This is a genomic window from Paracoccus subflavus, from assembly GCF_004310345.1.
GTDB classification, from domain to species: domain Bacteria; phylum Pseudomonadota; class Alphaproteobacteria; order Rhodobacterales; family Rhodobacteraceae; genus Paracoccus; species Paracoccus subflavus.
The window spans coordinates 100,538-122,609 of sequence record NZ_SISK01000001.1 but is presented as its reverse complement, the minus strand read 5'-3'; the positions used below and the strand labels follow the sequence as shown (position 1 = coordinate 122,609).

The 22,072-nt window shown below is 65.6% G+C and carries 28 protein-coding genes and 1 tRNA gene; 12 read left to right on the top strand and 17 right to left on the bottom strand.

Annotated features, from left to right (window positions below):
• Positions 1 to 107 precede the first annotated feature (107 nt).
• From EYE42_RS00655 to EYE42_RS00635, 5 genes are all read right to left on the bottom strand, one after another.
• Positions 108 to 668, bottom strand: a complete 561-nt coding sequence (locus EYE42_RS00655; protein ID WP_130989385.1) for a F0F1 ATP synthase subunit B — start codon at positions 666 to 668, stop codon at positions 108 to 110.
• On the bottom strand, positions 665 to 1,258 hold the full coding sequence (locus EYE42_RS00650; protein ID WP_130989384.1) for a F0F1 ATP synthase subunit B': 594 nt from the start codon (positions 1,256 to 1,258) through the stop codon (positions 665 to 667). Before EYE42_RS00650 ends, EYE42_RS00655 begins: the two co-directional genes overlap by 4 nt.
• A 76-nt stretch (positions 1,259 to 1,334) precedes the next feature.
• The gene (locus EYE42_RS00645; RefSeq protein WP_130989383.1) at positions 1,335 to 1,571 is read right to left on the bottom strand and encodes a F0F1 ATP synthase subunit C; all 237 of its coding nucleotides are present in this window, start codon (positions 1,569 to 1,571) and stop codon (positions 1,335 to 1,337) included.
• 77 nt (positions 1,572 to 1,648) lie between these two features.
• Entirely contained in the window at positions 1,649 to 2,404 is a 756-nt protein-coding gene (locus tag EYE42_RS00640) for a F0F1 ATP synthase subunit A (protein WP_246020531.1), read from the bottom strand.
• A 2-nt stretch (positions 2,405 to 2,406) separates the two neighbouring features.
• On the bottom strand, positions 2,407 to 2,751 hold the full coding sequence (locus tag EYE42_RS00635) for an AtpZ/AtpI family protein (protein WP_130989382.1): 345 nt from the start codon (positions 2,749 to 2,751) through the stop codon (positions 2,407 to 2,409).
• A gap of 207 nt (positions 2,752 to 2,958) precedes the next feature.
• Between EYE42_RS00635 and EYE42_RS00630 the strand changes: the two genes are divergently transcribed.
• The 4 genes from EYE42_RS00630 to EYE42_RS00615 all read left to right on the top strand — a co-directional run bounded on the left by EYE42_RS00630 (position 2,959) and on the right by EYE42_RS00615 (position 5,240).
• Positions 2,959 to 3,306, top strand: a complete 348-nt coding sequence (locus EYE42_RS00630; RefSeq protein ID WP_130989381.1) for an ArsR/SmtB family transcription factor — start codon at positions 2,959 to 2,961, stop codon at positions 3,304 to 3,306.
• Positions 3,303 to 4,199: a PfkB family carbohydrate kinase gene (locus EYE42_RS00625; protein ID WP_130989380.1), complete on the top strand. Its 897-nt coding sequence runs from the start codon at positions 3,303 to 3,305 to the stop codon at positions 4,197 to 4,199. Before EYE42_RS00630 ends, EYE42_RS00625 begins: the two co-directional genes overlap by 4 nt.
• A gap of 8 nt (positions 4,200 to 4,207) precedes the next feature.
• The gene (locus tag EYE42_RS00620; RefSeq protein ID WP_130989814.1) at positions 4,208 to 5,122 is read left to right on the top strand and encodes a pseudouridine-5'-phosphate glycosidase; all 915 of its coding nucleotides are present in this window, start codon (positions 4,208 to 4,210) and stop codon (positions 5,120 to 5,122) included.
• Between the two features lie 35 nt (positions 5,123 to 5,157).
• Positions 5,158 to 5,240, top strand: a tRNA-Leu gene (locus EYE42_RS00615).
• Positions 5,241 to 5,333: 93 nt separating this feature from the next.
• Here EYE42_RS00615 and EYE42_RS16470 read toward each other — a convergent pair.
• Positions 5,334 to 5,459: a hypothetical protein gene (locus EYE42_RS16470; RefSeq protein ID WP_281277792.1), complete on the bottom strand. Its 126-nt coding sequence runs from the start codon at positions 5,457 to 5,459 to the stop codon at positions 5,334 to 5,336.
• Between EYE42_RS16470 and EYE42_RS00610 the strand changes: the two genes are divergently transcribed.
• The gene (locus EYE42_RS00610) at positions 5,458 to 6,063 is read left to right on the top strand and encodes a class I SAM-dependent methyltransferase (protein ID WP_130989379.1); all 606 of its coding nucleotides are present in this window, start codon (positions 5,458 to 5,460) and stop codon (positions 6,061 to 6,063) included. The genes EYE42_RS16470 and EYE42_RS00610 overlap by 2 nt on opposite strands.
• 17 nt (positions 6,064 to 6,080) lie before the next feature.
• Here EYE42_RS00610 and EYE42_RS00605 read toward each other — a convergent pair whose 3' ends face one another.
• Positions 6,081 to 6,542 carry a c-type cytochrome gene (locus EYE42_RS00605; RefSeq protein ID WP_130989378.1) on the bottom strand — a complete coding sequence of 154 codons (462 nt, stop codon included), beginning with the start codon at positions 6,540 to 6,542 and terminating at the stop codon, positions 6,081 to 6,083.
• A gap of 337 nt (positions 6,543 to 6,879) precedes the next feature.
• Between EYE42_RS00605 and EYE42_RS00600 the strand changes: the two genes are divergently transcribed.
• Genes EYE42_RS00600 through EYE42_RS00590 form a run of 3 tightly spaced genes read left to right on the top strand, consistent with a single transcriptional unit; the run spans position 6,880 to position 8,538 of the window.
• Positions 6,880 to 7,470 (top strand): SCO family protein, encoded by a 591-nt coding sequence (locus EYE42_RS00600; protein WP_130989377.1) that lies wholly within the window; start codon positions 6,880 to 6,882, stop codon positions 7,468 to 7,470.
• A gap of 7 nt (positions 7,471 to 7,477) precedes the next feature.
• Positions 7,478 to 7,948: a copper chaperone PCu(A)C gene (locus EYE42_RS00595; protein ID WP_130989376.1), complete on the top strand. Its 471-nt coding sequence runs from the start codon at positions 7,478 to 7,480 to the stop codon at positions 7,946 to 7,948.
• Positions 7,930 to 8,538, top strand: a complete 609-nt coding sequence (locus EYE42_RS00590; RefSeq protein WP_130989375.1) for an SCO family protein — start codon at positions 7,930 to 7,932, stop codon at positions 8,536 to 8,538. The genes EYE42_RS00595 and EYE42_RS00590 overlap by 19 nt, the downstream gene beginning before the upstream one ends.
• Positions 8,539 to 8,736: 198 nt before the next feature.
• Here the strand turns inward: EYE42_RS00590 and EYE42_RS00585 are convergent, their stop codons facing one another.
• From EYE42_RS00585 to EYE42_RS00565, 5 genes are all read right to left on the bottom strand, one after another.
• Complete coding sequence (locus EYE42_RS00585) at positions 8,737 to 10,173, bottom strand: sensor histidine kinase (protein ID WP_130989374.1); 1,437 nt, start codon at positions 10,171 to 10,173, stop codon at positions 8,737 to 8,739.
• On the bottom strand, positions 10,166 to 10,837 hold the full coding sequence (locus tag EYE42_RS00580; RefSeq protein ID WP_130989373.1) for a winged helix-turn-helix domain-containing protein: 672 nt from the start codon (positions 10,835 to 10,837) through the stop codon (positions 10,166 to 10,168). The genes EYE42_RS00585 and EYE42_RS00580 overlap by 8 nt, the downstream gene beginning before the upstream one ends.
• Positions 10,838 to 10,936: 99 nt before the next feature.
• Positions 10,937 to 11,167, bottom strand: coding sequence for a hypothetical protein (locus tag EYE42_RS00575; protein ID WP_130989372.1), 231 nt, complete (start codon positions 11,165 to 11,167; stop codon positions 10,937 to 10,939).
• Positions 11,168 to 11,309: 142 nt separating this feature from the next.
• Positions 11,310 to 11,933 (bottom strand): DUF1345 domain-containing protein, encoded by a 624-nt coding sequence (locus EYE42_RS00570; RefSeq protein ID WP_130989371.1) that lies wholly within the window; start codon positions 11,931 to 11,933, stop codon positions 11,310 to 11,312.
• The gene (locus EYE42_RS00565; protein WP_130989370.1) at positions 11,930 to 12,631 is read right to left on the bottom strand and encodes a VIT1/CCC1 transporter family protein; all 702 of its coding nucleotides are present in this window, start codon (positions 12,629 to 12,631) and stop codon (positions 11,930 to 11,932) included. The genes EYE42_RS00570 and EYE42_RS00565 overlap by 4 nt, the downstream gene beginning before the upstream one ends.
• 132 nt (positions 12,632 to 12,763) lie before the next feature.
• Here EYE42_RS00565 and EYE42_RS00560 point away from each other — a divergent pair, with 132 nt between their 5' ends.
• Positions 12,764 to 13,441, top strand: coding sequence for a PepSY domain-containing protein (locus EYE42_RS00560; protein ID WP_165455671.1), 678 nt, complete (start codon positions 12,764 to 12,766; stop codon positions 13,439 to 13,441).
• A 48-nt stretch (positions 13,442 to 13,489) separates the two neighbouring features.
• Here the strand turns inward: EYE42_RS00560 and EYE42_RS00555 are convergent, their stop codons facing one another.
• Entirely contained in the window at positions 13,490 to 14,764 is a 1,275-nt protein-coding gene (locus EYE42_RS00555; RefSeq protein WP_165455670.1) for a HAMP domain-containing sensor histidine kinase, read from the bottom strand.
• Between the two features lie 97 nt (positions 14,765 to 14,861).
• Positions 14,862 to 15,533, bottom strand: coding sequence for a winged helix-turn-helix domain-containing protein (locus EYE42_RS00550; RefSeq protein ID WP_130989367.1), 672 nt, complete (start codon positions 15,531 to 15,533; stop codon positions 14,862 to 14,864).
• Between the two features lie 139 nt (positions 15,534 to 15,672).
• Between EYE42_RS00550 and EYE42_RS00545 the strand changes: the two genes are divergently transcribed.
• Genes EYE42_RS00545 through EYE42_RS00535 form a run of 3 tightly spaced genes read left to right on the top strand, consistent with a single transcriptional unit; the run spans position 15,673 to position 18,580 of the window.
• Positions 15,673 to 17,202 (top strand): ArnT family glycosyltransferase, encoded by a 1,530-nt coding sequence (locus EYE42_RS00545; RefSeq protein ID WP_130989366.1) that lies wholly within the window; start codon positions 15,673 to 15,675, stop codon positions 17,200 to 17,202.
• A complete protein-coding gene (locus tag EYE42_RS00540) occupies positions 17,199 to 18,194 on the top strand; it encodes a glycosyltransferase family 2 protein (RefSeq protein WP_130989365.1) in 996 nt (331 codons plus the stop codon). Before EYE42_RS00545 ends, EYE42_RS00540 begins: the two co-directional genes overlap by 4 nt.
• Positions 18,191 to 18,580: a GtrA family protein gene (locus tag EYE42_RS00535; RefSeq protein WP_130989364.1), complete on the top strand. Its 390-nt coding sequence runs from the start codon at positions 18,191 to 18,193 to the stop codon at positions 18,578 to 18,580. The genes EYE42_RS00540 and EYE42_RS00535 overlap by 4 nt, the downstream gene beginning before the upstream one ends.
• Positions 18,581 to 18,682: 102 nt before the next feature.
• Here the strand turns inward: EYE42_RS00535 and arsJ are convergent, their stop codons facing one another.
• The 3 genes from arsJ to EYE42_RS00520 are packed head-to-tail and all read right to left on the bottom strand — an operon-like array spanning position 18,683 to position 21,818.
• Complete coding sequence (gene arsJ, locus EYE42_RS00530) at positions 18,683 to 19,936, bottom strand: organoarsenical effux MFS transporter ArsJ (RefSeq protein WP_281277791.1); 1,254 nt, start codon at positions 19,934 to 19,936, stop codon at positions 18,683 to 18,685.
• Entirely contained in the window at positions 19,933 to 20,940 is a 1,008-nt protein-coding gene (locus EYE42_RS00525) for an ArsJ-associated glyceraldehyde-3-phosphate dehydrogenase (protein ID WP_130989362.1), read from the bottom strand. The genes arsJ and EYE42_RS00525 overlap by 4 nt, the downstream gene beginning before the upstream one ends.
• 5 nt (positions 20,941 to 20,945) lie before the next feature.
• Positions 20,946 to 21,818, bottom strand: a complete 873-nt coding sequence (locus EYE42_RS00520) for a metalloregulator ArsR/SmtB family transcription factor (protein ID WP_130989361.1) — start codon at positions 21,816 to 21,818, stop codon at positions 20,946 to 20,948.
• Positions 21,819 to 22,072 lie beyond the last annotated feature (254 nt).

The window sequence follows — 22,072 nt, the reverse complement described above, 5'->3', positions numbered from 1 at the left end:
CCGGCCGAACCTCGGGTCCGCCAACACGAAACCCCCGCCGCTTTGACGCGGCGGGGGTTTTGCATTGTTCCTGGAAATATCGTCCCTGGAAATCCGGCTTGCGCCCGTCAGTTCAGGCGTCTGGCCACATCGTCGATAGCGTCGTCGATGCCCGCCGAACGCTGGCCCGATCCGACCTGCGCCATCAACATTTCCGAGGCGACGGCGACCGCCGCTTGCACCGCCCGGTCGCGCACGGCGCGCACCGCATCGGCTTCGGCACTGGCGATCTGGTCCTCGGCCGCCTTCAGGCGACGTTCGATCGAGGTTTTCAGGTCGGCCTGGGCCTTGGCGGCCTGCGCCTGGGCCTCGCGCTTGGCATTGGCGACGATCTGGTCGGCCTGGGTCGCCACCTCGCGCTGACGGCGTTCATAGCTGGCATAGATCTCCTGCGCTTCTTCGCGCAGGCGCTTGGCCTCGTCCAGGTCGCGGCGGATGCCCTCGGCCCGCTTGTCCAGCAGGTTGCCCACGATCGCGGGCACCTTGAAGTACAGCAGCACCCCGACGAACACCAGAAAGGCGATCAGGACGATGAAATCGGTGTTCCGCAGCGACACAAAGGACCCCGTCGCGGCCAGCGCGGGACCAGCGCCGACGGCCAGGGCGGCAATCGCGGCAATCATCCTCATTGCAGAACCCCTTTCATGCGGCGGTCAACCGCCTGGTCGATGGCGGCCTGATCGGTGGTGCCGCCAAAGGCACGCACCAGTTCGGCCGCCACGTCGCGGGCGACGTCGCGCGCATCGCTGTCGGCAGAATCGCGAATTTGGCGGATACGCCCCTCCGATTCCGAGGCGCGCGCCGCGATTTCGGCATCGGCATGGGCGATGGCCGCATCCAGGTCCTTCTGGATCTCGGCACGGTTCGCCGCAACGATCTTGCCGGCCTCGGCCCGGGCGTCGGCCAGGGCCTTGTCATAGGCGGCCTCGGCCTCCTTGGCCTTCAGCTTGAACTCCTCGGCCGCCATCAGGTCGCCGGTGATGGCGCCCTGGCGGTCCGACAGGACCGCGCCGATGCGCGGCAGGGCGATCTTGGCAACCACCCAGTACAGAACCAGCAGGCTGATGATCAGCCAGAAGATCTGGTTTCCGAAGGTCGAGAGATCCAACTGGGGCAGGCCCGTTGCCGTCTCGCTCTCGCCATAGGCGACGGAACTCGCCACGCTTTCGGTATATTCGTCGGCCGCGACGGTGGCGGCCACTTCCAACAGGCTGATCATGTCCAAACCCCCAGGCCCTGCAAGTCACGAAGGGGCGGGGGCGAACCCCCACCCCGCCGCAAGGAATGGCGTGGGATCAGACCGCGAACATCAGCAGAAGCGCGACGAGGAACGAAAAGATCCCCAGGGCTTCGGCAAAGGCCATGCCGATGAACAGCGTGGCGGTCTGGCCGGCGGCGGCCGACGGATTGCGCAGGGCGCCCGCCAGGAAGTTGCCGGCGACGTTGCCCACCCCGATGGCGGCCCCGCCCATGCCGATGGCGGTCAGGCCGACGCCGATGTACTGGCCCAGATCTCCGATATTGCCTTCCATGATGATGCTCCTTGCGGTTGGAAGTTGTGGATTGGTGTGACGGCGGCGCGGATCGGCGCCGCCCTAGGGCTGCCGCGTCAGTGCGACGGGTGCAGCGCGTCCTTGAGGTAAACGCAGGTCAGGATGGTGAACACATAGGCCTGGATGAAGGCCACCAGGATTTCAAAGGCATACATGCCGACCACCGCGACGATCGCGACGGGGGCTACGGCGGCGATGGCCGCGAAGCCCGCGAACACCTTGATGACCGCGTGACCGGCGATCATGTTGCCGGCAAGTCGGATGGAGTGGCTGACCGGACGCACGAAATAGCTGATGACCTCGATCACCGCCAGCACCGGCCGGATCGCCAGGGGCGCCGACCGGACCCAGAACAGGTCCAGGAAATGCGCGCCGTTCTTGATAAAGCCGATGGCGGTGACCGTCAGGAACACCGACAGCGCCAAGACGCCCGTCACCGCGATATGCGACGTGACGGTGAAGGCCATGGGCAGCAGGCCCAGGAAGTTTGCGAACACGATGAACATGAACAGCGTCATGACATAGGGGAAATACTTCAGCCCGTCCTTGCCCGCGATGTCGGATACCATCTTGTGGACCAGGCCATAGGCCATTTCGGCGATGGACTGGCCGCGGGTCGGCACGATGGCGCGGCCCCGGGTGCCCAGCACCAGCAGGCCCAGCGTGGCCAGAACGATCAGGAACAGCCACAGGGTCACATTGGTCGGCGTGTACCAGTGGACCGGGCCGTCGCTGAACAGCGGGCGCACGATGAACTGGTCCATCGGGTGGAAAGACAGGTCGGTTGCCTCGCCTTGCGCTTCTGTCGCCACGATCAATCCCTCTTGTCGGTGCCCGGCGCGGGGCCGGAGGTTCTGCCAAGTTCGGCCGCCGTGCGCATCATCACCTTGATGCCGGCCACGAAGCCGATCATTATGAACAGGATCAGCATCACCGGCAGCGTGCCGAACAGCCAATCCAACCCGTATCCGATCCCGGCACCCATCAGGATGCCCGTCACGATCTCTGTCACCATGCGCCAGGCGACATGCGCCTTGTCATAGCCCGCCATCGGCATGTTCGCCTCTGGCTTTTCGGTCAGCCTGGACAGCCGGTTCTCCAGTTCGCGCAACCGGGCTGCATCCGCATCCCTGCTGTCGTCCCGAGGCCCTTCGGCCATCTGTCACGCCCCCGTCATTCGGTTGGCGCGGTGTCTAGGGTGGATCGGGCGCCAAGTCAAGCAACTGGAATATCCAGACAAGCCGCTGAAAACGCGGTCTATTCCGGATTGTGTGACCTCGCCCTGCGGCCTGCGTCCCCCGGCCCTCTTTTCAGATCATTCAACCGCGTGGTTGACCATTGCCGCGATTTGGCGGCATGGAGCCCTATGACCGCCCCATCGCCCGACCGGCTGGACCTGATCTTTGCGGCCCTGGCCGACCCCACGCGGCGGCGGGTGCTGTCGATGCTGCTCGAGGACGACATGGCCGTGACCGACGTGGCGGCGCCCTTTGACATGAGCCTTGCGGCGATTTCCAAGCACCTGTCCGTGCTTGCGGCGGCGGGGCTGATCCGGCAGGAACGGCGGGGCCGGATCACCTGGTGCAAGCTGGACCCCGACGGGATGCGCGCGGCCTCGGTCTGGATGGGGGGGTTCGGGCAGTTCGATCCGGTCGATCTGGACGATTTCGAACGCTTTCTGATGGCCGAGATGCAGGACTGGACCCGCGAATGACCGACCCCGCGGATACGGGCCGTCCCGACATCCTGTGCATCGGCGCGATGCTGTGGGACGTGATCGGCCGCGCGCCGCGCCGCATGGCGCCCGGCGCCGACGTGCCGGGCCGGATCCGCCACATCCCCGGCGGCGTGGCGCTGAACGTGGCGGTCGCACTTGCCCGCCGGGGACTGCGCCCCGCCGTCCTGTCCGCCGTGGGCCGCGACCCCGAGGGCGAGGCCCTGGTGGCCGAGGCAGAACGGCTGGGCGTCATCACCGCGCATCTGGCCCGCGACACCGGCCTGCCCACCGACACCTATATGGGGATCGAGGACAGCGAGGGTCTGATCGCCGCCGTCGCCGATGTCCACAGCCTGGAAGACGCGGGCACCGCGATTCTGGCAGCCCTGGACGCCGCCCTGGCCGACTGGACCGCCCCCGTGGTGCTGGACGGCAACCTGACCGAGGATCTGCTGGCCACGGTATCCCGCGATCCGCGCCTGTCGCGCGCCGACCTGCGCGTCGTGCCCGCCAGCCCCGGCAAGGCCGAACGGCTGGAACCGCTGATCGCCGCCCGCCGGGGCTGCTTCTACCTCAACCGGCTCGAGGCCGAGATCCTGGCCGGACGCGCCTGTCCCGACGCCGCCACCGCCGCGCAGGCCGTGGTGGCGCGCGGCGCGGCCCGCGTCCTTGTGACCGACGGACCCCGCCCCGTGGCCGAGGCCATATCGGGCGGCCCCACCCTGACCGTCGCCCCGCCCGCCGTCACCGTGGCCCGCGTGACCGGCGCCGGCGATTGCTTCCTGGCCGCCCATCTGGCCGCCGAACTGGCGGGCCAGCCGCGCGATGCGGCCCTGCGCCGCGCGGTGGATGCCGCCGCCGCCCATGTTTCCGGAAAGGATGTCCCATGACCCTGGCCATGACCGCCCCCCTGACCCATTCCCCCGAAGTCGCGGATGCCCTGGCCGCAGGGCGCCCGGTCGTGGCGCTGGAATCGACCATCATCACCCACGGGATGCCCTGGCCGCAGAACCTCGACATGGCGCGCCGGGTCGAGGGCACGGTCCGCGACAACGGCGCCGTGCCCGCCACCATCGCCGTGATGGGCGGGCAGATTCATGTCGGACTGACCGATGAGGCCTTGGAAACGCTGGCGCAGACCCCGCCCGGTCAGGCGATGAAGCTGTCGCGCGCCGATCTGGCCGTCTGCCTGGCCAACGGGCGCACCGGGGCCACGACCGTCGCCGCCACCATGATCTGCGCCCATCTGGCGGGGATTCGCGTCTTTGCGACCGGCGGCATCGGCGGCGTGCATCGGGGGGCCGAGTCCAGCTTCGACATTTCCGCCGACCTTCAGGAACTGGCGCAGACCCCGGTGACGGTGGTGGCGGCGGGCGCCAAGGCGATCCTGGACCTGCCCAAGACCTGGGAGGTGCTGGAAACGCTGGGCGTGCCGGTCATCGCCTATGGCCAGGACGACCTGCCCGCCTTCTGGTCGCGCAGCAGCGGCATCCGGGCGCCCCTGCGCATGGACAGTGCCGCCGAAATCGCCGCCGCCGCCGGCATGCGCGCGCGCCTGGGACTGAAGGGCGGCCAGCTTGTCGCCAACCCGATCCCGCCCGATGCCGAAATCCCGCGCGACCAGATCATGCCGGTCATCGAACAGGCCCTGTCCGAGGCCGAGGCCCAGGGCATCGCCGCCAAGGAGGTGACGCCGTTCCTGCTGCAACGAATCTTCGAACTGACCGATGGCCGCTCATTGCGATCCAACATCGACCTGGTGCTGAACAATGCCCGCCTTGCCGCGCGGATCGCCATCGCGATGACCCGTTGACCCCCCTGCCCGTCCTGCCGTAAGGCTGGGCGCGTGCGCGGCTGGCGGAACTGGTAGACGCAGTTGGTTTAGGTCCAACCGCTTCGGCGTGGGGGTTCGAGTCCCTCGCCGCGCACCACATTCCCCCGCAGTCGCCGGCAGGTTCCGATGGACCAGGTGCAAGGCAAAGTCCATCGGACCGCGTTGGGGCGCCCGTCGCAGCGGCGCCGCTTTACCCCTTCACCGGAATGTCGCTGTCGCCGATGATCGTGGCGGCAGCGATGAATCCGGCGTCCGCCCCGGCGATCAGCCCCGCGCTGCGCCTGCGGTGGATCAGGATGTAAAAGGATGGTGCCATGGAAGCGGATCTTTGGGAGGGTATCCACCGAAGCAAGGAGGAGGCCGAGGCCAGTTGGTTCGAGGCACGACCGCAGGTGTCGCTCGACCTGATCGCCGCGACGGGCATAGGCCCTGATGCAGCCATCGTCGATGTGGGCGGAGGAGCGTCGCGGCTGGTGGATTGCCTGCTGGGTCAGGGCTTTCGCCGGATCACCGTGCTGGACCTGTCGGAAGCGGCTCTTGCAAAGGCGCGCGCGCGATTGCCTGGGGATGCGCCGGTCGAATGGGTGGTCGCGAACGTCCTGCGCTGGCAACCCTCCGGCGGTTTCGATGTCTGGCATGATCGGGCCACGTTCCACTTCCTGACCGAAGCCGCCGATCAGGACACCTATCTGAAGGTTATGGATCGCGCCCTGCTTGCCGGCGGCCATGCCGTCATCGGAACCTTCGCGCCCGGCGGGCCGGCCTCGTGCAGCGGCCTGCCGGTCGTGCGCTACGATGCCGCCGTTCTGGCGCAACGGCTTGGCCCCGGTTACCTGCTGCGCCGGTCCCTGATGCACGATCACCGCACGCCCCGGGGCCGCGTGCAGCGGTTCCATTTCGGGCTCTTCCAGAAGATCTGACAAGCGTCAGGGCGCCGTCACTCGGCCCCGGCGGCCGATCTCTGCGCCTGCAGGGCCTGGATGCGTTCGGGCCAGGTCGACTTGATATAGTCCAGAACGGCCTTGATTTCACGCGCGTCCAGCACGGACCCAAAGCCCGGCATCCCCGAGTCGAAGGTCACGCCCATGTCGTCCAGAACGGCCTGACCGCCGCGGGCGATATAGTCGGTCAGCATCGCATCGTCGTGGTGCCAGGTGTGACCGGTCTCGTCATGGGGGGGCGCGGGATAAAGGCCGTTGGCATCGGGGCTGCGCCAGTCCGGTTGCCCCTCAAGCTCGGCGCCGTGGCAGGCCGCGCAATATTCGACGTAAAGCGCGCGACCCGATCCCGCAGCCGCCGTGGCGGCGTGCAGGAACGCCGCCGCAGGCTGCGGCAACAGCCCCATCAGCAGGGCGGCCGACGCGAACAGCCGCAGGGGCCGCGGTCCCGGCCCGGTCATCGGGGTGCCGTCATCGGATGACGCCCGACCGCTCTGGCGCCCTGCCCCGGCTGTGACAAAAGCCCGACCTGCACCCCGGCGGCATCGGCCGATTTTCCGATCATGAGCATCAGATGCCTCTTGAACCTCTAGCTGCTAGAGAGATTAGGCTGCCGATTCAGCGGAAACAAGCCTGCGTCGCGAGGAGGGACTTTCGGTGAGGCTGTGCACATTGGCGAACCGGCGCGAATGCCCCGAACCCGAGGGGTGACAACTGCGTGAGAGCGCGGTTCCAGGCTTCAACCCCGGGCAATTCGCGTCCTATTGCCCCCGAGAGAGACAAGAAGAGACGGAAAGAATGTCGCTGAGGAAAGTGCAAATCGTTTTGTGGGCCGCGGTGGCCGTGGCCCTGCTGGGCTATCTGGGGCTGACGATCAAGGCGCGAGACGGCGAGCCTGTCACCGACGCGACCTTTCAGCCCGTCTTTGCCCTTGCCGATGCCGAGGGACGCACCCGCACGGTCGAGGAATTCCGAGGGCAATACCTTCTTGTGTTTTTCGGGTTCACAAACTGTCCGGACGTCTGCCCGACCACCTTGTCAGAAGTCGCGCAGGTCATGGATGACCTTGGCGGGGACGCGGCCCGCGTGCAGCCGCTGTTCATTTCCATCGACCCCGAACGCGACCGCCGGTTGGGGCTTGCCGAATTCACCACGGCGTTTCATCCCTCGATCCTTGGCCTTGCGGGCACGGTTCAGGAAACGCGGGCCGCTGCCGAAAGCTTCAAGATCTTCTTCGAGCGCAACGACGATGCCGCGGCCCCCGATGGCTACAGCATGTCGCACAGCCCGGCCTTGTATCTGATCGGACCCGAAGGCAATTGGATCAAGCAGTTCACCTACGGCACGCCAGCCGCCGAAATACTGGCGGATCTCGAATCGCGATTGTGAGAAAACCATGAAAACCCTGATCCTAGCCTTCGTTCTTCTTGGGGCCGCGCCGGCCGCCTTTGCGTGCGAATCCGTCTCGGTGGGCGGAATAACCGTGCAGCAGCCCTGGTCGCGCGTGTCGATCGGCACGCAGCGGCCGGGCGTTCTTTATCTGACGATCCGCAACGACGGGCCCGCCGATGACGCCCTGACAGCGGTTTCGACCCCGGCGGCCGAGACTCCCATGCTGCACGAAACGGTGGTTTCGGACGGTATCGCCTCGATGCCCCATGTGATGCAGGTTCCGGTGCCGGCCGGTGAGACGGTGGAACTTCGCCCCGGCGGCTATCACGGAATGCTCATGGGTCTGACCGGACCGCTTGAGGAAGGCGCGACATTCCCCGTCACGCTGACATTCGCCACTGCGGGCGAAATCACGATCCCCGTCCAAGTCCTGTCGATGAGGGCCGAGGGACCGGAATGCGACGACGGTCAGTGATCCTTCTGGGACTGGGGGGCGCCGCCAGCGCGGCGGCGTTCACGCTGGGTCTTGGCGCCTGGCGCTCGCGAGAGGGTGTCTTGGCCCGACAGGACCCGCGCCTGCCGTTGCCGCTTTCGCTGATGGACTGGCGCCTGACCGACCATCGCGGCAACGCGGTTTCCCCCGACGACTGGATCGGGCGTCCGGCGATGGTGTTTTTCGGCTTCACCTGGTGCCCGGATGTCTGCCCGACGACGCTTCTGGATATTTCGGACTGGCTCGAAGAGCTCGGTTCCGATGCCGACGACCTGACCGTCGCGCTCATCACCGTGGACCCGGAGCGTGACAGGCCCGAGGTGCTGGCCGACTATCTCGCGAACTTCGACCCGCGGATCACCGGGCTTACCGGAACGTCCGATCAGGTCGGGTCCGCAGCCGAAGGCTTTCGTGTGACCTATCAAAAGGTCCCGCGCGAGGGTGAGGACTATACGATGAACCACACTGCCGGCGTGTTCCTGTTCCATCGGGACGGGCGTTTCGGCGGCATCGTCGATTTCCACGAGGATCGGCGCTATACCATCCCAAAGATACGCCGGATGCTGGGCTGACCTGCCGGTCTGCGATTGGCTTGGTCCGTCGATGCTCTGCTGACCGTCTTGCCGCTGGTGCGGTCGCTGCACCGCGCGGGCCCGATCCCGCCGCGACAAGGGCTTCGATCTGACCGAAAGGGACCGCCTTGGCCTGTTGCTGGTCCCCCGCCGGCAATGCCGCGCCGCCGGGTTCATCAGGCCCGCGACCGGGGCTCGTCACTGACGCCGGTCCGTGGGGGGTGGATCATCCTTTTGGAAAGAGCCCGCGATTCCGACCCCTTTGGCCCCAGGGACCGGGAAACGGACCTCGACCCGCAGACCAGGATGGTTGTCCCGCAGAATCAACCGCGCGTCGTGGAGGTCTGCGACGGCCTGGACCAGCGACAGGCCAAGCCCGTTTCCCGGCGTCGTGCGCGAATGTTCAAGACGGTACAGACGCCGCAGCACGTTCGCACGTTCGGGCGCGGGAATTCCCGGCCCGTCGTCGCTGACGGTCAACACCACGTCCTGGGAATCGCGCGCGATCCCCAGCACGATCCGCGACCCGGTCGGAGTGTGCCGGAGCGCGTTCTCGATCAGATTGGCGATCAACTGGCCCAGAAGCACCTTGTCCCCTCGCACCGGCACCGGCCCCCCGGGCAATGGCTCCAATGTCAGGTGATACCCGCTGTCCTCGGCGGCGGGCGTATAGATCTCGGCAAAGGTTGCCGCGACCTGGGCCAGGTCGACGCACACAAAGCGCGACTTCGCGCTCCCTCCCTCGATCTGGGCGATCATCAAGAGGGACTGAAACACGGATGCCGCATGATCGGCCTCGGCGACCGCCTGATCGGCAATCCCGGCCTCGGCAGAACCCTCGGCAAGCCTTGCCCGAAGGTCGGAAAGAAGGACGGACATCCGCTGGATCGGCGTTTTCAGATCATGCGCAATGTCGGTGGACACCTGCCGCAGCGCCGACATGGCCGCGCCTTGCGCCTCGGCCATGCGATCGATCCCGGCTCCGATCCGGGACAGGTCATCGTCGCGGCCATCGTCAGCGACCCGCGCAAAAAGGTTTCCTCGCGCCAGTTGCTCCAGCGTAGCCTCGACATGCCCCACCCGCCGTGCAGAGGCGAGCGCCATCCAGACACCCGCCCCAAGCGAGATGAGCAGGGTCGGGATGATGCTGAGGACAAGAAGCCCCAGAAACGTTTCCTCCATGTCCCTGATCGGGGCCAGGCTCTCTCCGACCACCAGAAGGCCCTGCGCCATGGCCACGCTGCGCAGCCTGTAGCCGTCGTCCCCCAGGTCGCGGCCCCCCTCGCGTTCCTCCAGGTCGATCTCGCGGCCGCGCATCTGGACCCGAGCATTGCCAAAGCTCTCGCCGCCCGGCGCGACAAAGACCAGGATGCGTGTTTCGGGATCGACGGCCATCGCTTCGGTGTCAACCCGTGCGGCAAGCGTTCCGGGATCGTCGGCCATCCGGAATCCGGCAATCTGCTGGTCGAGGTTGGTGGCGATCTGCTTTTCGACATTGCTGCGAAGTTGCAGCCATGCGAACCCGAGGCTGAGGATGTTGACGGTGGCGAAAACGGCGATCAGCCCGACCGCCAGCCTGATAGGGGTGGAGCCGAGCAGACGGGACAGGGGCGTCAAGCGCCCCGGCTTACCCATCGACCCGGTATCCCGCACCCCGGACGGTCTGGATCAGTTCCTTGTCGAAGGGCTTGTCGATCTTGGCCCGCAGGCGGCTGATATGGGTTTCGACGACATTGGTCTGGGGATCGAAGCTGATGTCCCAGACCGCCTCGAGCAGCATGGTGCGGGTTTGCACGCGCCCTTTCCGACGCAGAAGATGTTCCAGCAGCGCGAATTCACGGGGCAGAAGGTCGATCTCCTGTCCGGCGCGCGTGACCTTGCGTCGAAGCAGGTCCATCGACAGGTTTCCAGCCGTCAGGACGCTTTCCTGGATGGCGGCGGCCGGGCGTCGGGCCAAGGCCTGTATTCGGGCCGACAACTCGCCAAAGGCAAAGGGCTTCACGAGATAGTCGTCTCCTCCGGCCTGCAACCCCTCGATCCGGTCGTCCACCCCCCCGACGGTGGTCAGGAAAATCACGGGCGTCGTCACCTTTGCCGCCCGCAGCGCCTTGACCAGCGACAGCCCGTCCAGACCGGGCAGCATTCGGTCGACGACAAGCGCATCATAGCCCCCGCTCATGGCCTGCCCCAGCGCCTCGCGCCCGTCGACGACATGATCGACGACATGCCCTTCCTGCCGAAGTCCGTTCGCGACATAATCGGCCGTGGCACGGTCGTCCTCGATGACCAAGAGTTTCATGCGTGGAATGCCTTCCTGAAAGCCGGACGCGCACAGCTTAGGGTTCTGCGCGCGATCCGGAAAGCCTGCGGACCGGATGACAAGGATCGAGGCTGCCGGTCAGGCCGAGATTGCCCCCTGGTCCCCGGCGGCACCGGCCGCTGCTGCGGCTTGATCGGGCGTGTTGGGCATGACCGGCGCGTCTTGCACCTGCGCAAGCCGGACACCGACAAGCAGAAGGCCGCCGATGACTGCCCCCATCGCGGCAGCGATGAGGCCGAAGCCAAGCCCGACAACCATCACAACCAGCAGCACGCTGCGGGCGGCGAACGATCTGAGTTTGCGGATCATGGTATTTTTCCCTTTGATAGCGTTTCCATCACATCATCTGGGCAGGAATGGATGCAGCCGCCTGTCCGCCGCATTAAATTCCTGTAATCGTGCCGAGCCGGAGCCTTTTGGCGCAGGAACGGTCGGCGTCCCGCCGCTGGCGTCAGATGACGCCTGAGAGCACGTTGATGGTCATCGCCAGCACGCCCAGATTGAAAAAGAACGCCAGAACCCCGTGCCCGGTCACCACCCGCCGGATCGCCCGCGCGGAAATGTCGAGGTCTGCGGTCTGGCAGGTCATGCCGATGACAAAGGCGAAGTAGACGAAATCGGCAAAGACAGGCTCGCCGCCCTCGGGAAAGATGATGCCGCCCGCATCGCCTGTCCGGTGCTGGTCATAATAGAGATGCGCGTAATGGAAGGCGTAGATCAGATTGAAGAACAGCCAGGCCAGGACCAGTGTTCCCGCCACGGCTGCGAAATCGACCCCTGTCAGGGTGTTTCTCCCCCCTACCAGCCGGCCAAGCGCCAGCAGGATCGCTGCGATCACCGCGACCGCCGAGACGAGCAGGAAAAACCGCCCGCCATCGTCGCGCGCGGCGCGGGCGCGGGCCGCATCGACCCTGTCCCCGTGCCAGAGCGGCAGGCAGGTCAGGATGAAGGCGGCGGCCGCCAGATCGAAGCCGAGGATCGTGGCTTCCTCGATCGACAGCAGACGAGACGACGCCAGCGTGCAGACGGCGAAGACCGCAAAGAACCCCACATAACGCGGATGCGGAAGCCTCATCCGGTTATCGTGCCGAAGACCCGGCCCACCCCTGCGGTGATCGCCATGGCCAGCACGCCCCAGAACACGACCCGGACCATTCCCCGAAAGCGGGAAGCGCCACCGGCCGCGGCCCCCAGGGCGCCCAAGGCGGCCAGGGCAACGATGGTCCCCGCCATGACCCAGACAATGATCGTTGCGGCGGGCGCCAGGGCCGCGATGGCGACCGGTGCGGCGGCTCCGGCCGCGAAGGTCGCCGCCGAAACCAGGGCCGCCTGCACCGGGGCGGCATTCGCGATCTCGGAAAGGCCCAATTCGTCCCGCAAATGGCTGCCAAGCGCGTCTTTGGCCGTCATCTGTTCGGCGACCGCCTGTGCCAGATCGGGATGGACGCCCCTTTTGATATAGATCGCGGTCAGTTCGGACAGTTCCGATGCCGGTTCATCGGCAAGCTCCCGCCTTTCGCGGGCGATGTCGGCGGCTTCGGTATCGGCTTGCGAGCTGACCGACACATATTCTCCGGCTGCCATGGACATGGCCCCGGCGACCAGCCCCGCAAGCCCGGCGACCAGCACCGCGGGCTTTGCAGAACCGGCGGCGGCCACGCCCACGATCAGGCTCGCGCTGGACAAGAGCCCGTCGTTCGCACCCAGCACGGCGGCCCGCAGCCAGCCGATGCGGTGAACGAGATGGCGCTCGTCATGGCGCGGCACTGACATGATCTGAACCTTCCCGACACATTTTGGCTCACATAACAAAGTTTCAATGTTCATGACAGCAGTCCGGCAGGGACGACCGCCAGATTGGTGTCATGGCAGCGATGGTCGTTGCCGACAGCAAGGATGACACAGATGGAAACGAAACCGAAATCCCGCTTTTCGCGCGTGATGATGGCGGCGCTGGCGGGCTCCGTGGCGCTGGGCGGCATGGGTGCGACGCTTGCCTATGCCGGAAACCATGACGCTTCGGCCAAGGTTCAGGCCCTGTCCACCGCCAAGGTGACGCTTGCCGACGCGATCCGCACGGCCGAGGCGGCTGGTCAAGGCATCGTCACCGGCGCCGAATTCGATGCAACAAAGGATGGCACCTATTTCGACGTCACCACCCAGAACGGAACGACCGAGATCGACCACCGCATCGACCCGATGACCGGCGCGATCCTTGCCAGCACGCCCAACGTGGAAAAGGACGACGGCGACAGTAATGCGGACGAGGCGCAGGAACTGGCGGCAATCCAGGGCGCAAAGGTGTCGCTGTTGCAGGCGATCTCGACGGCCGAGGGACAGGGCGCAAAGGTAATGGGGATCGAATACGAAACCGAGGACGGCACGCTCGGCATCGAACTCCAGACCGCCGACACTTCGGGCGCCGTCTCGGAAAGCATGGTCAACGCCGCAACCGGGGCTGCTATCCAGGGGGACCAGGATTCGGCCGATGACAAGGGCGACGAGGCAGGCGAGCAGCAGGAAGCCGACGAGGGCAACGAAGCCGGCGAGCAGCAGGAGGCCGGCGAGGAAAACGAAGGCTGAGCGCCCCCTTGATCCACTCTATCGCCGCCCCGGTTCCCGGGGCGGCCTTCATTTGCAGGCGGCAAACTCGACCCTAAAGACCGCCCCGGGATTGTTTCCCTGAACCGAAACCGTCCCGTGGTGTATTTGGGCGATGGCCTTGACCAAGGCCAACCCCAGGCCATTCCCGGGCGTATGCCGGCTGCGTTCGGTTCGGAAGAAACGCTGGAACACCCGTTCGCGGTCCGTGGCCGAGATTCCCGGACCATTGTCGGCAATCCGCACAACGATCGTCCGGTCGTCGGACAGCCCGTCAACGGCAACCGTCGTGCCTGATGGACAATGCTTGATTGCATTTTCGACCACGTTCGAGAACATCTGGGTCAGCAGTCCCTGATCGCCCCGCACCATCAGCGCCTGCGGGGGATCAGACAGACGCAGGTCAATGCCGCGATCCTCGGCCACCGGACGAAAGGCGTCGATGACGGTGGACAGGATCGGCGCCAGATCCACCAGACCAAAGCGGGCTTGCCGGTCCCCGCCTTCAAGCTGGGCGATCCGCAAAAGCGCATTGAAGGTCGAGATGATGTCCCGGGTCTGGCCAAGACATGCGTCTATTTCATCAGCCGCGACGCCGGGCGTTGCGCGCAGCCGTTCCAGCCGCTGGTGCAGTCTTTGCAGCGGTGTGCGCATGTCGTGGGCTATGTCGTTGGCGATCTGCCGCTGGCTTTCGGCAAGCTGTGCTATTTCGTCCAGCATGTCGTTGACCTTGACCGAGACCCGCGACAGGTCATCCCCGCCCCCTGCGGGAACGGGAAGCCGGACGGCAAGCTGGCCGTCCGACAGCCGCGTCAGGGCATTCAGGATCGCGGCGATGCGTTTTTCGGTGATACGGCCAACCCGGATCCCTGCGACCAGTCCCAGCACGATGACCGTCAGATAGCCCAGCACCAGCGCGGTGCCCAGGGCCTCCAGGACTTCCCTGACGATGTGATCGCCCGACCCCTGGATCAGCCGGTAAGGACCGATCGGGGTTTCCTGCATCCAGTAACCGTTCACTTCGTGAATGATCGAGCCAGCAGCGGCGATTTGGTCCGCCGGGATCATGGCAGGAAGCGGACGGCCTATCGGGAGGTCGATATTGCCCGCCAAGACCGCGCCGCTGGCATCCTGCAGTTGGTAAACCCGCGCATCCTCGAAGCTGACGGCGGCCAGGGCATTCAGGTGATCGACCAGTATCGCCGCCCCGCCGGTCTGGTAGATCGCCTGCAATGTCCCTGCGTCACCACGCATCTGGTCGATCACCCAGTCATGGACTTCGTACTGGGTGAACCAATAGGCCATCGCAAAGACAACGGCCGACAAGACCGCATACAAAAAGGAAAATTGCAGCGAAAGGCGGACCGATGTCGGCAAACCGCCCGCTTTCGGGGCTGAAGGCCTAGCCATGCAGGCTGTATCCCGCACCGCGCACCGTGTGGATCAGCGGACGATCAAAGGGCTTGTCGATCTTGTTGCGCAACCGGCTGATATGCGTCTCGACGATGTTGGTGCCGGGGTCGAAGTTGAACTCCCAGACCGATTCCAGAAGCATCGTGCGGGTCACGACCCGGTCGGCGTGGCGCATCAGATAGGCCAGCAGGCGAAACTCACGGGGTTGCACGGCAATGGCCTGTCCTGCGCGGCAAACGGTATGGCGAAGCAGGTCCAGGTCAAGATCGGCAACCCGCAGATGCGTTTCTTCGGTCTTTATGGGCGGCCGCCTGGCAAGGGCCGACAACCGCGCGGACAATTCGGAAAAGGCAAACGGCTTGACCAGGTAATCGTCGGCTCCGGCCTCCAGTCCGTCCACCCGGTCCTTCAGCCCGTCCATTGCGCTGAGAAGCATGATCGGCGTGGTCACCCCCGCCCCGCGCAGGGATCTGAGAAGCGTCAGCCCATCGAGGCCGGGCAGCATTCGGTCGATCACCATCACGTCGAAGTCATTATCCAGCGCCTGAAGAAAACCGTGTTTTCCGTCAGCCGCATGGTCGACCAGATGGCCAAGCGCAAGCAGGCTGGAGCAAACATAGTCCGCCGTCTCGCGGTCATCCTCGATCACCAGAACGCGCATGGTTTCCTCCTGCTCCGCACGCGCGTGGCGGGATGCGGCCGACTGCCCGCCCATTGCGGCAAGATTACCGATCTGTATAGTGCCCGCGATGCTGCGGACAAGGTTGATGGCTTAATTCGCCCGTGAAAGGTGGGCCCGAATGACCGCAACCGACGTTCCAAGTCTTTTCTCCGGCAGCGCAGCGCCACAGGCCAGGCCTGCCGGTTTGTTCCTGAGCCGCGCGGATCGACGCTGGCTGTTCGTTGTGCTGTCGGGCCTGCTGGCGGCACGGCTGCTGGCGGTGGCGTGGCTGCCTTTCGTCGATACGACCGAGGCACGTTACGCCGAGATCGCCCGCAAGATGGTGGAAACAGGGGACTGGATCACCCCGCAATTCGATTACGGCGTGCCGTTCTGGGGCAAGCCGCCCCTGCACACCTGGCTGTCAGCGTTGGGAATGAAGATCTTCGGGGTCAACCCTTTCGGCGCGCGAATCCTGATCCTGGCTTCGGCGGTTGCGGTGCTGGGGCTGCTGTTTGGCTGGGTGCACCGCAACCGCGGCATCGACCAGGCGCTGCTGGCGACGGCGGTGCTGGCGTCATCGGCGCTGTTCTATGGTGCGTCTGCCTTTGTGATGACCGACATGGCGATGGTGCTGGGGACCACCCTGAGCATGGTGGCATTCCACACCTGCGCGACCGACCCCCGGACCCGGCGGCTGTGGGGGCATCTGTTTTTCGTCGGCGTGGCGATAGGACTGCTGGCCAAGGGGCCGGTCGCCCTGGTCGTCACCGCAATTCCGATCCTGGGCTGGCTGGCGCTGGAGGGCCGCTGGCGCCGTGGCCTGGTCCTGCCCTGGCGCAGCGGGCTGTTGGTGGCGGCGCTGCTGACGCTTCCCTGGTATGTCGCGGCCGAGATCAAAACGCCCGGCTTTCTGCGCTATTTCCTGATCGGTGAACATTTCGACCGTTTCGTGGTTCCGGGCTGGCAAGGGGATCTTTACGGGTCCGGCCACGCCCGTCCCAAGGGAATGATCTGGCTGTACGGTCTGGCGACCTTTCTGCCTTGGACCCTGTTCGCTCTGGCCCTGATCGCGCGGCCCCGCGCCCTGGCGGACAGCCTGCGGTCCGCCCCGCAAGGCTGGTCCAGCTATCTGGCGCTGTGGACGCTGTCGCCTTTGCTGCTGTTCACCCCGGCGGCCAATATCCTGGCGGCCTATGCCCTGCCCGCCCTGCCGCCCGCAGCGGTTCTTCTGGTTTCGCTCTGGGCCGGGGCGCGCGGCGCGCCGGGACGATGGGAACGCCGGGCCGCTGTGGCCGCGATGACGGCCGCCGCCGGGCTGTTGCTGGCGGTCTCGATTCTGTCCGGCGTCATGCCCCAGACCCTGCGCCTGAAAACCGAACGAGAGCTGGTGGCCGCCGCCCAGGGGGTCGATCCTGCAATCCACCTGACATACTGGGGTTCCCGCAGCTATTCGGCAGAATTCTATACCGCCGGCAAAGTCGACTTCATCGCGGACGCCGCGCAGATTTCCTTGCTTGCCGCCAATCAGCGCCGTGATGGCGTGGCGATCCCGCAGGCGGATGCCCAGACGCTGGCCGCCGCCCTGGCCCCGGGCTTTACCCGGGTCGGATCGTTCGGACGACGCATCCTGTTCGTCGAAACCCCCAATACGGAAATCGGACGATGAAGCATTACCCCGCCAAGCTGCAGCCATCCGGGATTACGGCACAGCTTCACCAGATCCCGGATCTGTCGTTCGTCGTTCCGGCATTCAACGAACAGGACAATATCGCCGAAACCATCGACCGCATCGCGACCGAGGCGCTGCGTCTGGGTTGTTTGTTCGAGATCATCGTGGTCGATGACGGCAGCACCGATGCGACCTTTCCCGTCGCCAAGGCGCAGGCGGACCGCCTTCCCGTCAGGATCCTGCGGCTGTCGCGGAATTTCGGCAAGGAACATGCCATCATGGCAGGGCTGGAAAAGGCCGCCGGCGCCGCCGTGGTGATTCTGGACGCCGATCTGCAAGAGCCGCTGGCCCATCTGGAAACCATGCTGGCGCATCGTGCAGAAGGTTTTGACGTGGTCTATGCAACCCGTGCCCGACGCGACGACGAAAGCTGGCGGAAACGGGCCTTTACCAGGCTGTTCTATGCCCTGCTGAATCTGGGCGGCGATGTCGAGATTCCGCCCGATGCCCGGGACTTCCGGCTGATGGACCGGCGGGTCGTGGATGCGCTGTGCGCGCTGCCCGAACGCAATCGCTTCATGAAGGGTCTTTATGGCTGGGTCGGTTTTCGGTCCAAGGCCATCCCGATCCATCTGGAGCCGCGCCGCGCGGGCACGTCGAAATTCGGCTTTCACAAGCTCTTCAGGCTCGGCGTGACGGGATTGACCTCTTTCACCGCCTGGCCGCTGCGGGTCTGGACAAGCATCGGAATGCTGGTTGCAGCAGGCTCGATTCTTTACGGATTGTGGATAATCGCCAGAACCATTCTGTTCGGGACCGAGGTGCCCGGCTGGTCCACGCTGGTCGTGGCGATTTCCCTGTTGGGCGGCGTCCAGTTGATTTCGATCGGCGTTCTGGGAGAGTATCTTGCCCGGGTATTCACCGAGGTCAAAGGACGGCCCGGTTTTATCATCGCCGAAGATTATTCAGCGAATCCCCGGCAGACATGATGCCGAAGCAGCTTTTGCGGTTTGGCATGGTCGGCGTGCTGGCAACGCTGGTTCACCTGCTGATCGGGACCATCCTGATCGGGTCCGGTCGGCATCCGCTGATCGCCAATGCCATCGCCTTCGGCTTTGCCTTCCTTGTCAGCTTTGTCGGGCATCTGGGATATTCCTTTGCCGATCAGGAACCGGATTTCAGGGCATCGTTCTGGCGGTTCGGGCTGGTGTCCCTGTCCAGCTTTGCCTGCAACGAGATCCTGCTGGCGATCCTGCTGTCCAATACCTCGATCCCCGAGGTTCCGGCGTTGATCGCAACCACGACATGCGTGGTATTCCTCACATTCCTGATGGGCAAGTATTGGGCATTCAGCACCAGAAGCATCCGGTCCTGATTGCGGCAGTCACCGCCCGGACTCGACAGGGGCATCCTTCCACGGGGGTGCGCCGCGGCCCGGCCCGCCCGGTCTGGGAACACGGGCGGCTGTCCTGCCGCCTCAGGCCAGGCGCCGTGCGGCCAGCCAGCTTGCCAGCGCCATGCCTCCTGCGGTGGCCAGGCACAGGGGCAGGCCGCCGATCTGATAGGTCAGGCCCGACAAGAGCGTGCCGATCAGACGGCCCGCCGCGTTGGCCATGTAATAAAAGCCCACGTCCCGGGTGATACGCCGGGCGGATCCGAAGGCAAGGATCAGGTAGGAATGGACCGAGGAATTGACGGCAAAGACAAAGCCGAACACCAGCAGCCCGCCGATCAGCGTCGCGGTCAGCCAGGCTGACGGCCCGTCCGCGGCCCAGGCCGCCGCGGCCAGCACCCAGGGCACCGGCACCAGCAGTCCCGACCAGAAGATCGCCTTGCGGGTCGTTTCGGCCTCGGGCTGACCCTTGCGGCCCAGCAGGCGCGGCGCAAGGGCCTGCACCGCGCCATAGGCGATGATCCAGAGGGCGAGGAAACCGCCGATTAGAAAGAACGCCTCGCGCCGTCCCTCGGCCGTGCCGTCGGACAGGACCGACTGGAAATACACCGGGATGCCGACGACGAACCACACGTCCCGCGCGCCGAACAGGAACATGCGGGCCAGGCTCAGGCGGTTCACCCGCGCGTCCTTCGACCGCCAGCCGCTCCATCCCTCGTCCGACTTCATGCGGCCCGGCAGCCCGGCGGGCAGGAACAGGACGACCGCGATCAGGATCAGGGCCAGCACACCGGCCATGCCCCAGACCGCCGCCTGAAATCCCGCCAGCGCCAGCAGCGCCGCGCCCAGGAAGAAGCCCAGTCCCTTGACCGCGTTCTTCGATCCGGTCAGCACCGCCACCCAGCGGAACAGCCCGCCGTTCTCGGACGGTGCCAGCAGCTTGACGGCCGATTTCGACGACATCTTGGCCAGATCCTTGGCCACGCCCGACACGCCCTGCACCGCCATCACGAAGGCGACCGAGGCCGCGACGCCCCAGCCGGGATCAAGCTGCGCCAGTGCGGCCAGGGCACCGATCTGCAACGCAAGACCGCCATACAGCGTCGCCGCCAGCCCGAACCGCGCGGCCAGCCATCCGGCGGCAAGGTTGGTGACGATCCCCGCGACCTCATACAGCAGGAACAGCCAGGCAAGCTGGACGGGGGTAAAGCCCAGCGTGTTGAAATGCAGCAGCACCAGCATCCGCAACGCGCCATCCGACAGCATGAAGGCCCAGTAAGCCGCCGTGACGGCCGCATAGGCGCGAAGCGGATCGGCACGGGTGGCAACGCGGCTCACAACGACCCCGCGACCATGCGGACGATGTCGGCCAGCCGGCAGGCATAGCCCCATTCGTTGTCGTACCAGGCATAGATCTTGACCTGCGTGCCGTTGACCACCATGGTCGACGGCCCGTCGATGATCGACGAGCGCGGATCGTTGGTGAAATCACAGGACACCAGCGGCCTGGTCTCGAACCCGAGGATGCCCTTCAGCGGGCCGCTTGCGGCGGCGGCGAACAGGGCGTTCACCTCCTCGGCCGTCGTCGCGCGCTCGACCTCGAACACGCAATCGGTAAGGGAGGCATTGAGCAGCGGCACCCGCACGGCATGGCCGTTCAGGCGGCCCTTGAGTTCGGGATAGATCAGCGTGATGGCCGTGGCCGATCCGGTGGTGGTGGGGATCAGGTTCATCAGCGCCGACCGCGCGCGGCGCATGTCCTTGGCGGGGCGGTCCACGATCGTCTGGGTGTTGGTCACATCGTGGATGGTCGTGATCGAGCCGTGGCGGATGCCGATCGCCTCGTGGATCACCTTGACCACCGGGGCAAGGCAGTTCGTGGTGCAGGAGGCCGCCGTGACCAGGGCTTGCGAGCCGTCGTAAAGATGATGGTTCACGCCATAGACCAGGTTCAGCGCCCCGCCGTCCTTGACCGGCGCGCTGACCACGACCCTTTTCACGCACGCGGCATAATAGGGCGCCACCCTGGCAGCGGTCTTGAAGACACCCGTGCAATCGATCACCAGATCGACGCCCAGTTCGGCCAGCGGCATGGCCTCGATGGTCCTTTCATGCGTCAGGCGGATGGATCGGCCATCCAGCACCAATGCGCCGTCCCGGTGGCCGACGGGCGTGCGCCAGCGGCCATGGACCGAATCGAATTCCATCAGCAGGGCGTGCTGTTCGGCATCGCCCCCGGCGTCGTTGAGAAGCACGATCTCGCCCCCCGCACCGCTGTCGATCAGGTCGCGCAGGACAAGCTTTCCGATCCGGCCAAGACCGTTCAGGGCAATGCGGGGCATGGGGATCAGCCTTTCGCGGCGTGGTCGGTGCCGATGGCATCGACATGGGATTGCAGGGACATCCGGCTGAGACTGGCGAACGGCAGTTCCACAAAGGCCGTGATCCGGTGACGCAGGGCCGCATAGGTCTGCGCAAAGGCCAGGGCCTTTTCCGCGTCCGTTCCCGTGGCCTTGACCGGGTCGGGCAGCCCCCAGTGGCCGGTGATCGGCTGGCCCGGCCAGGGCGGGCATTCCTCGGCCGCCGCCGTGTCGCAGACGGTAAAGACGAAATCCATGACGACCGATCCGGGCTGCTGGAATTCCGACACATGCTTGGACCGCAGGCCGGATATGTCATGGCCGTTGCGCGTCAGGACATCCAGCGCAAAGGGATTGAGTTCCGTATTGGGGCGCGTTCCGGCCGAAAAGGCCTGGAACCGTCCCTTGCCGAGATCGCGCAGCAGCGCCTCGGCAAAGATCGAGCGGGCGGAATTGCCCGAGCAGATGAAAAGGACATCGAAGCCGGTGTCACGGGATGTGGGGGACATGGGGGACATGGGGGACATGGGGGCTGCATCTTTCTGGGGGGAAAGCACGGGGGCCAGCAGGTCGGGCCGCGCCCGGCCGACATCAAGGGCAAGATAGCCGATCAGATCCTCGGCGGTGTCCAGATCGGCCGAGTAGAACAGCGATCGCCCCTGGCGTGTCGCCTGGACCAGGCCCGCGACGGTCAGGTCGGCAAGGTGATGGGACAGCGTGTTCTGTTTCAGACCAAGCGCCTGGGCGATCTCGGTCGGGCGCACGCCCTGAGGGGCAAAGCGCATCAGCAGGCGAAACACCGCCAACCGTCCGGGATGGCCGAGCATGGTGAAGGCTTGGGCGGCGCGAGTCTGTTCCATGATTCAGGAATAATGGAATTGATCTTCGCGGTCGAATGAAGTTTTCATGACAGCCGGAGCTGTGCAGCCTGCGCGGCAGAATGACGCCGGCGGGGATGCGGGCGGTCTTTGGTTATTAAAAGACAAAGTTAGGTTAACACATGAACTGGGATGCATAGTTGCTTGGGCAAGGCGCGTCTCACTGCTCTTTAGGTGAAACTTGCTATGGAGGGCCGACCGTCAAACTGGAGGGAAAGGCGCTTTTTTCGGACGTG

Excerpts from the sequence above, each read along its gene's own strand:
- EYE42_RS00655 (WP_130989385.1), bottom strand. The coding sequence starts at position 668 with ATGAGGATGATTGCCGCGATTGCCGCCCTGGCCGTCGGCGCTGGTCCC.
- EYE42_RS00650 (WP_130989384.1), bottom strand. The coding sequence starts at position 1,258 with ATGATCAGCCTGTTGGAAGTGGCCGCCACCGTCGCGGCCGACGAATAT.
- EYE42_RS00645 (WP_130989383.1), bottom strand. The coding sequence starts at position 1,571 with ATGGAAGGCAATATCGGAGATCTGGGCCAGTACATCGGCGTCGGCCTG.
- EYE42_RS00635 (WP_130989382.1), bottom strand. The coding sequence starts at position 2,751 with ATGGCCGAAGGGCCTCGGGACGACAGCAGGGATGCGGATGCAGCCCGG.
- EYE42_RS00630 (WP_130989381.1), top strand. The coding sequence starts at position 2,959 with ATGACCGCCCCATCGCCCGACCGGCTGGACCTGATCTTTGCGGCCCTG.
- EYE42_RS00625 (WP_130989380.1), top strand. The coding sequence starts at position 3,303 with ATGACCGACCCCGCGGATACGGGCCGTCCCGACATCCTGTGCATCGGC.
- EYE42_RS00620 (WP_130989814.1), top strand. The coding sequence starts at position 4,208 with ATGACCGCCCCCCTGACCCATTCCCCCGAAGTCGCGGATGCCCTGGCC.
- EYE42_RS00610 (WP_130989379.1), top strand. The coding sequence starts at position 5,458 with ATGGAAGCGGATCTTTGGGAGGGTATCCACCGAAGCAAGGAGGAGGCC.
- EYE42_RS16470 (WP_281277792.1), bottom strand. The coding sequence starts at position 5,459 with ATGGCACCATCCTTTTACATCCTGATCCACCGCAGGCGCAGCGCGGGG.
- EYE42_RS00605 (WP_130989378.1), bottom strand. The coding sequence starts at position 6,542 with ATGACCGGGCCGGGACCGCGGCCCCTGCGGCTGTTCGCGTCGGCCGCC.
- EYE42_RS00600 (WP_130989377.1), top strand. The coding sequence starts at position 6,880 with ATGTCGCTGAGGAAAGTGCAAATCGTTTTGTGGGCCGCGGTGGCCGTG.
- EYE42_RS00595 (WP_130989376.1), top strand. The coding sequence starts at position 7,478 with ATGAAAACCCTGATCCTAGCCTTCGTTCTTCTTGGGGCCGCGCCGGCC.
- EYE42_RS00590 (WP_130989375.1), top strand. The coding sequence starts at position 7,930 with ATGCGACGACGGTCAGTGATCCTTCTGGGACTGGGGGGCGCCGCCAGC.
- EYE42_RS00585 (WP_130989374.1), bottom strand. The coding sequence starts at position 10,173 with ATGGGTAAGCCGGGGCGCTTGACGCCCCTGTCCCGTCTGCTCGGCTCC.
- EYE42_RS00580 (WP_130989373.1), bottom strand. The coding sequence starts at position 10,837 with ATGAAACTCTTGGTCATCGAGGACGACCGTGCCACGGCCGATTATGTC.
- EYE42_RS00575 (WP_130989372.1), bottom strand. The coding sequence starts at position 11,167 with ATGATCCGCAAACTCAGATCGTTCGCCGCCCGCAGCGTGCTGCTGGTT.
- EYE42_RS00570 (WP_130989371.1), bottom strand. The coding sequence starts at position 11,933 with ATGAGGCTTCCGCATCCGCGTTATGTGGGGTTCTTTGCGGTCTTCGCC.
- EYE42_RS00565 (WP_130989370.1), bottom strand. The coding sequence starts at position 12,631 with ATGTCAGTGCCGCGCCATGACGAGCGCCATCTCGTTCACCGCATCGGC.
- EYE42_RS00560 (WP_165455671.1), top strand. The coding sequence starts at position 12,764 with ATGGAAACGAAACCGAAATCCCGCTTTTCGCGCGTGATGATGGCGGCG.
- EYE42_RS00555 (WP_165455670.1), bottom strand. The coding sequence starts at position 14,764 with ATGGCCTATTGGTTCACCCAGTACGAAGTCCATGACTGGGTGATCGAC.
- EYE42_RS00550 (WP_130989367.1), bottom strand. The coding sequence starts at position 15,533 with ATGCGCGTTCTGGTGATCGAGGATGACCGCGAGACGGCGGACTATGTT.
- EYE42_RS00545 (WP_130989366.1), top strand. The coding sequence starts at position 15,673 with ATGACCGCAACCGACGTTCCAAGTCTTTTCTCCGGCAGCGCAGCGCCA.
- EYE42_RS00540 (WP_130989365.1), top strand. The coding sequence starts at position 17,199 with ATGAAGCATTACCCCGCCAAGCTGCAGCCATCCGGGATTACGGCACAG.
- EYE42_RS00535 (WP_130989364.1), top strand. The coding sequence starts at position 18,191 with ATGATGCCGAAGCAGCTTTTGCGGTTTGGCATGGTCGGCGTGCTGGCA.
- EYE42_RS00525 (WP_130989362.1), bottom strand. The coding sequence starts at position 20,940 with ATGCCCCGCATTGCCCTGAACGGTCTTGGCCGGATCGGAAAGCTTGTC.
- EYE42_RS00520 (WP_130989361.1), bottom strand. The coding sequence starts at position 21,818 with ATGGAACAGACTCGCGCCGCCCAAGCCTTCACCATGCTCGGCCATCCC.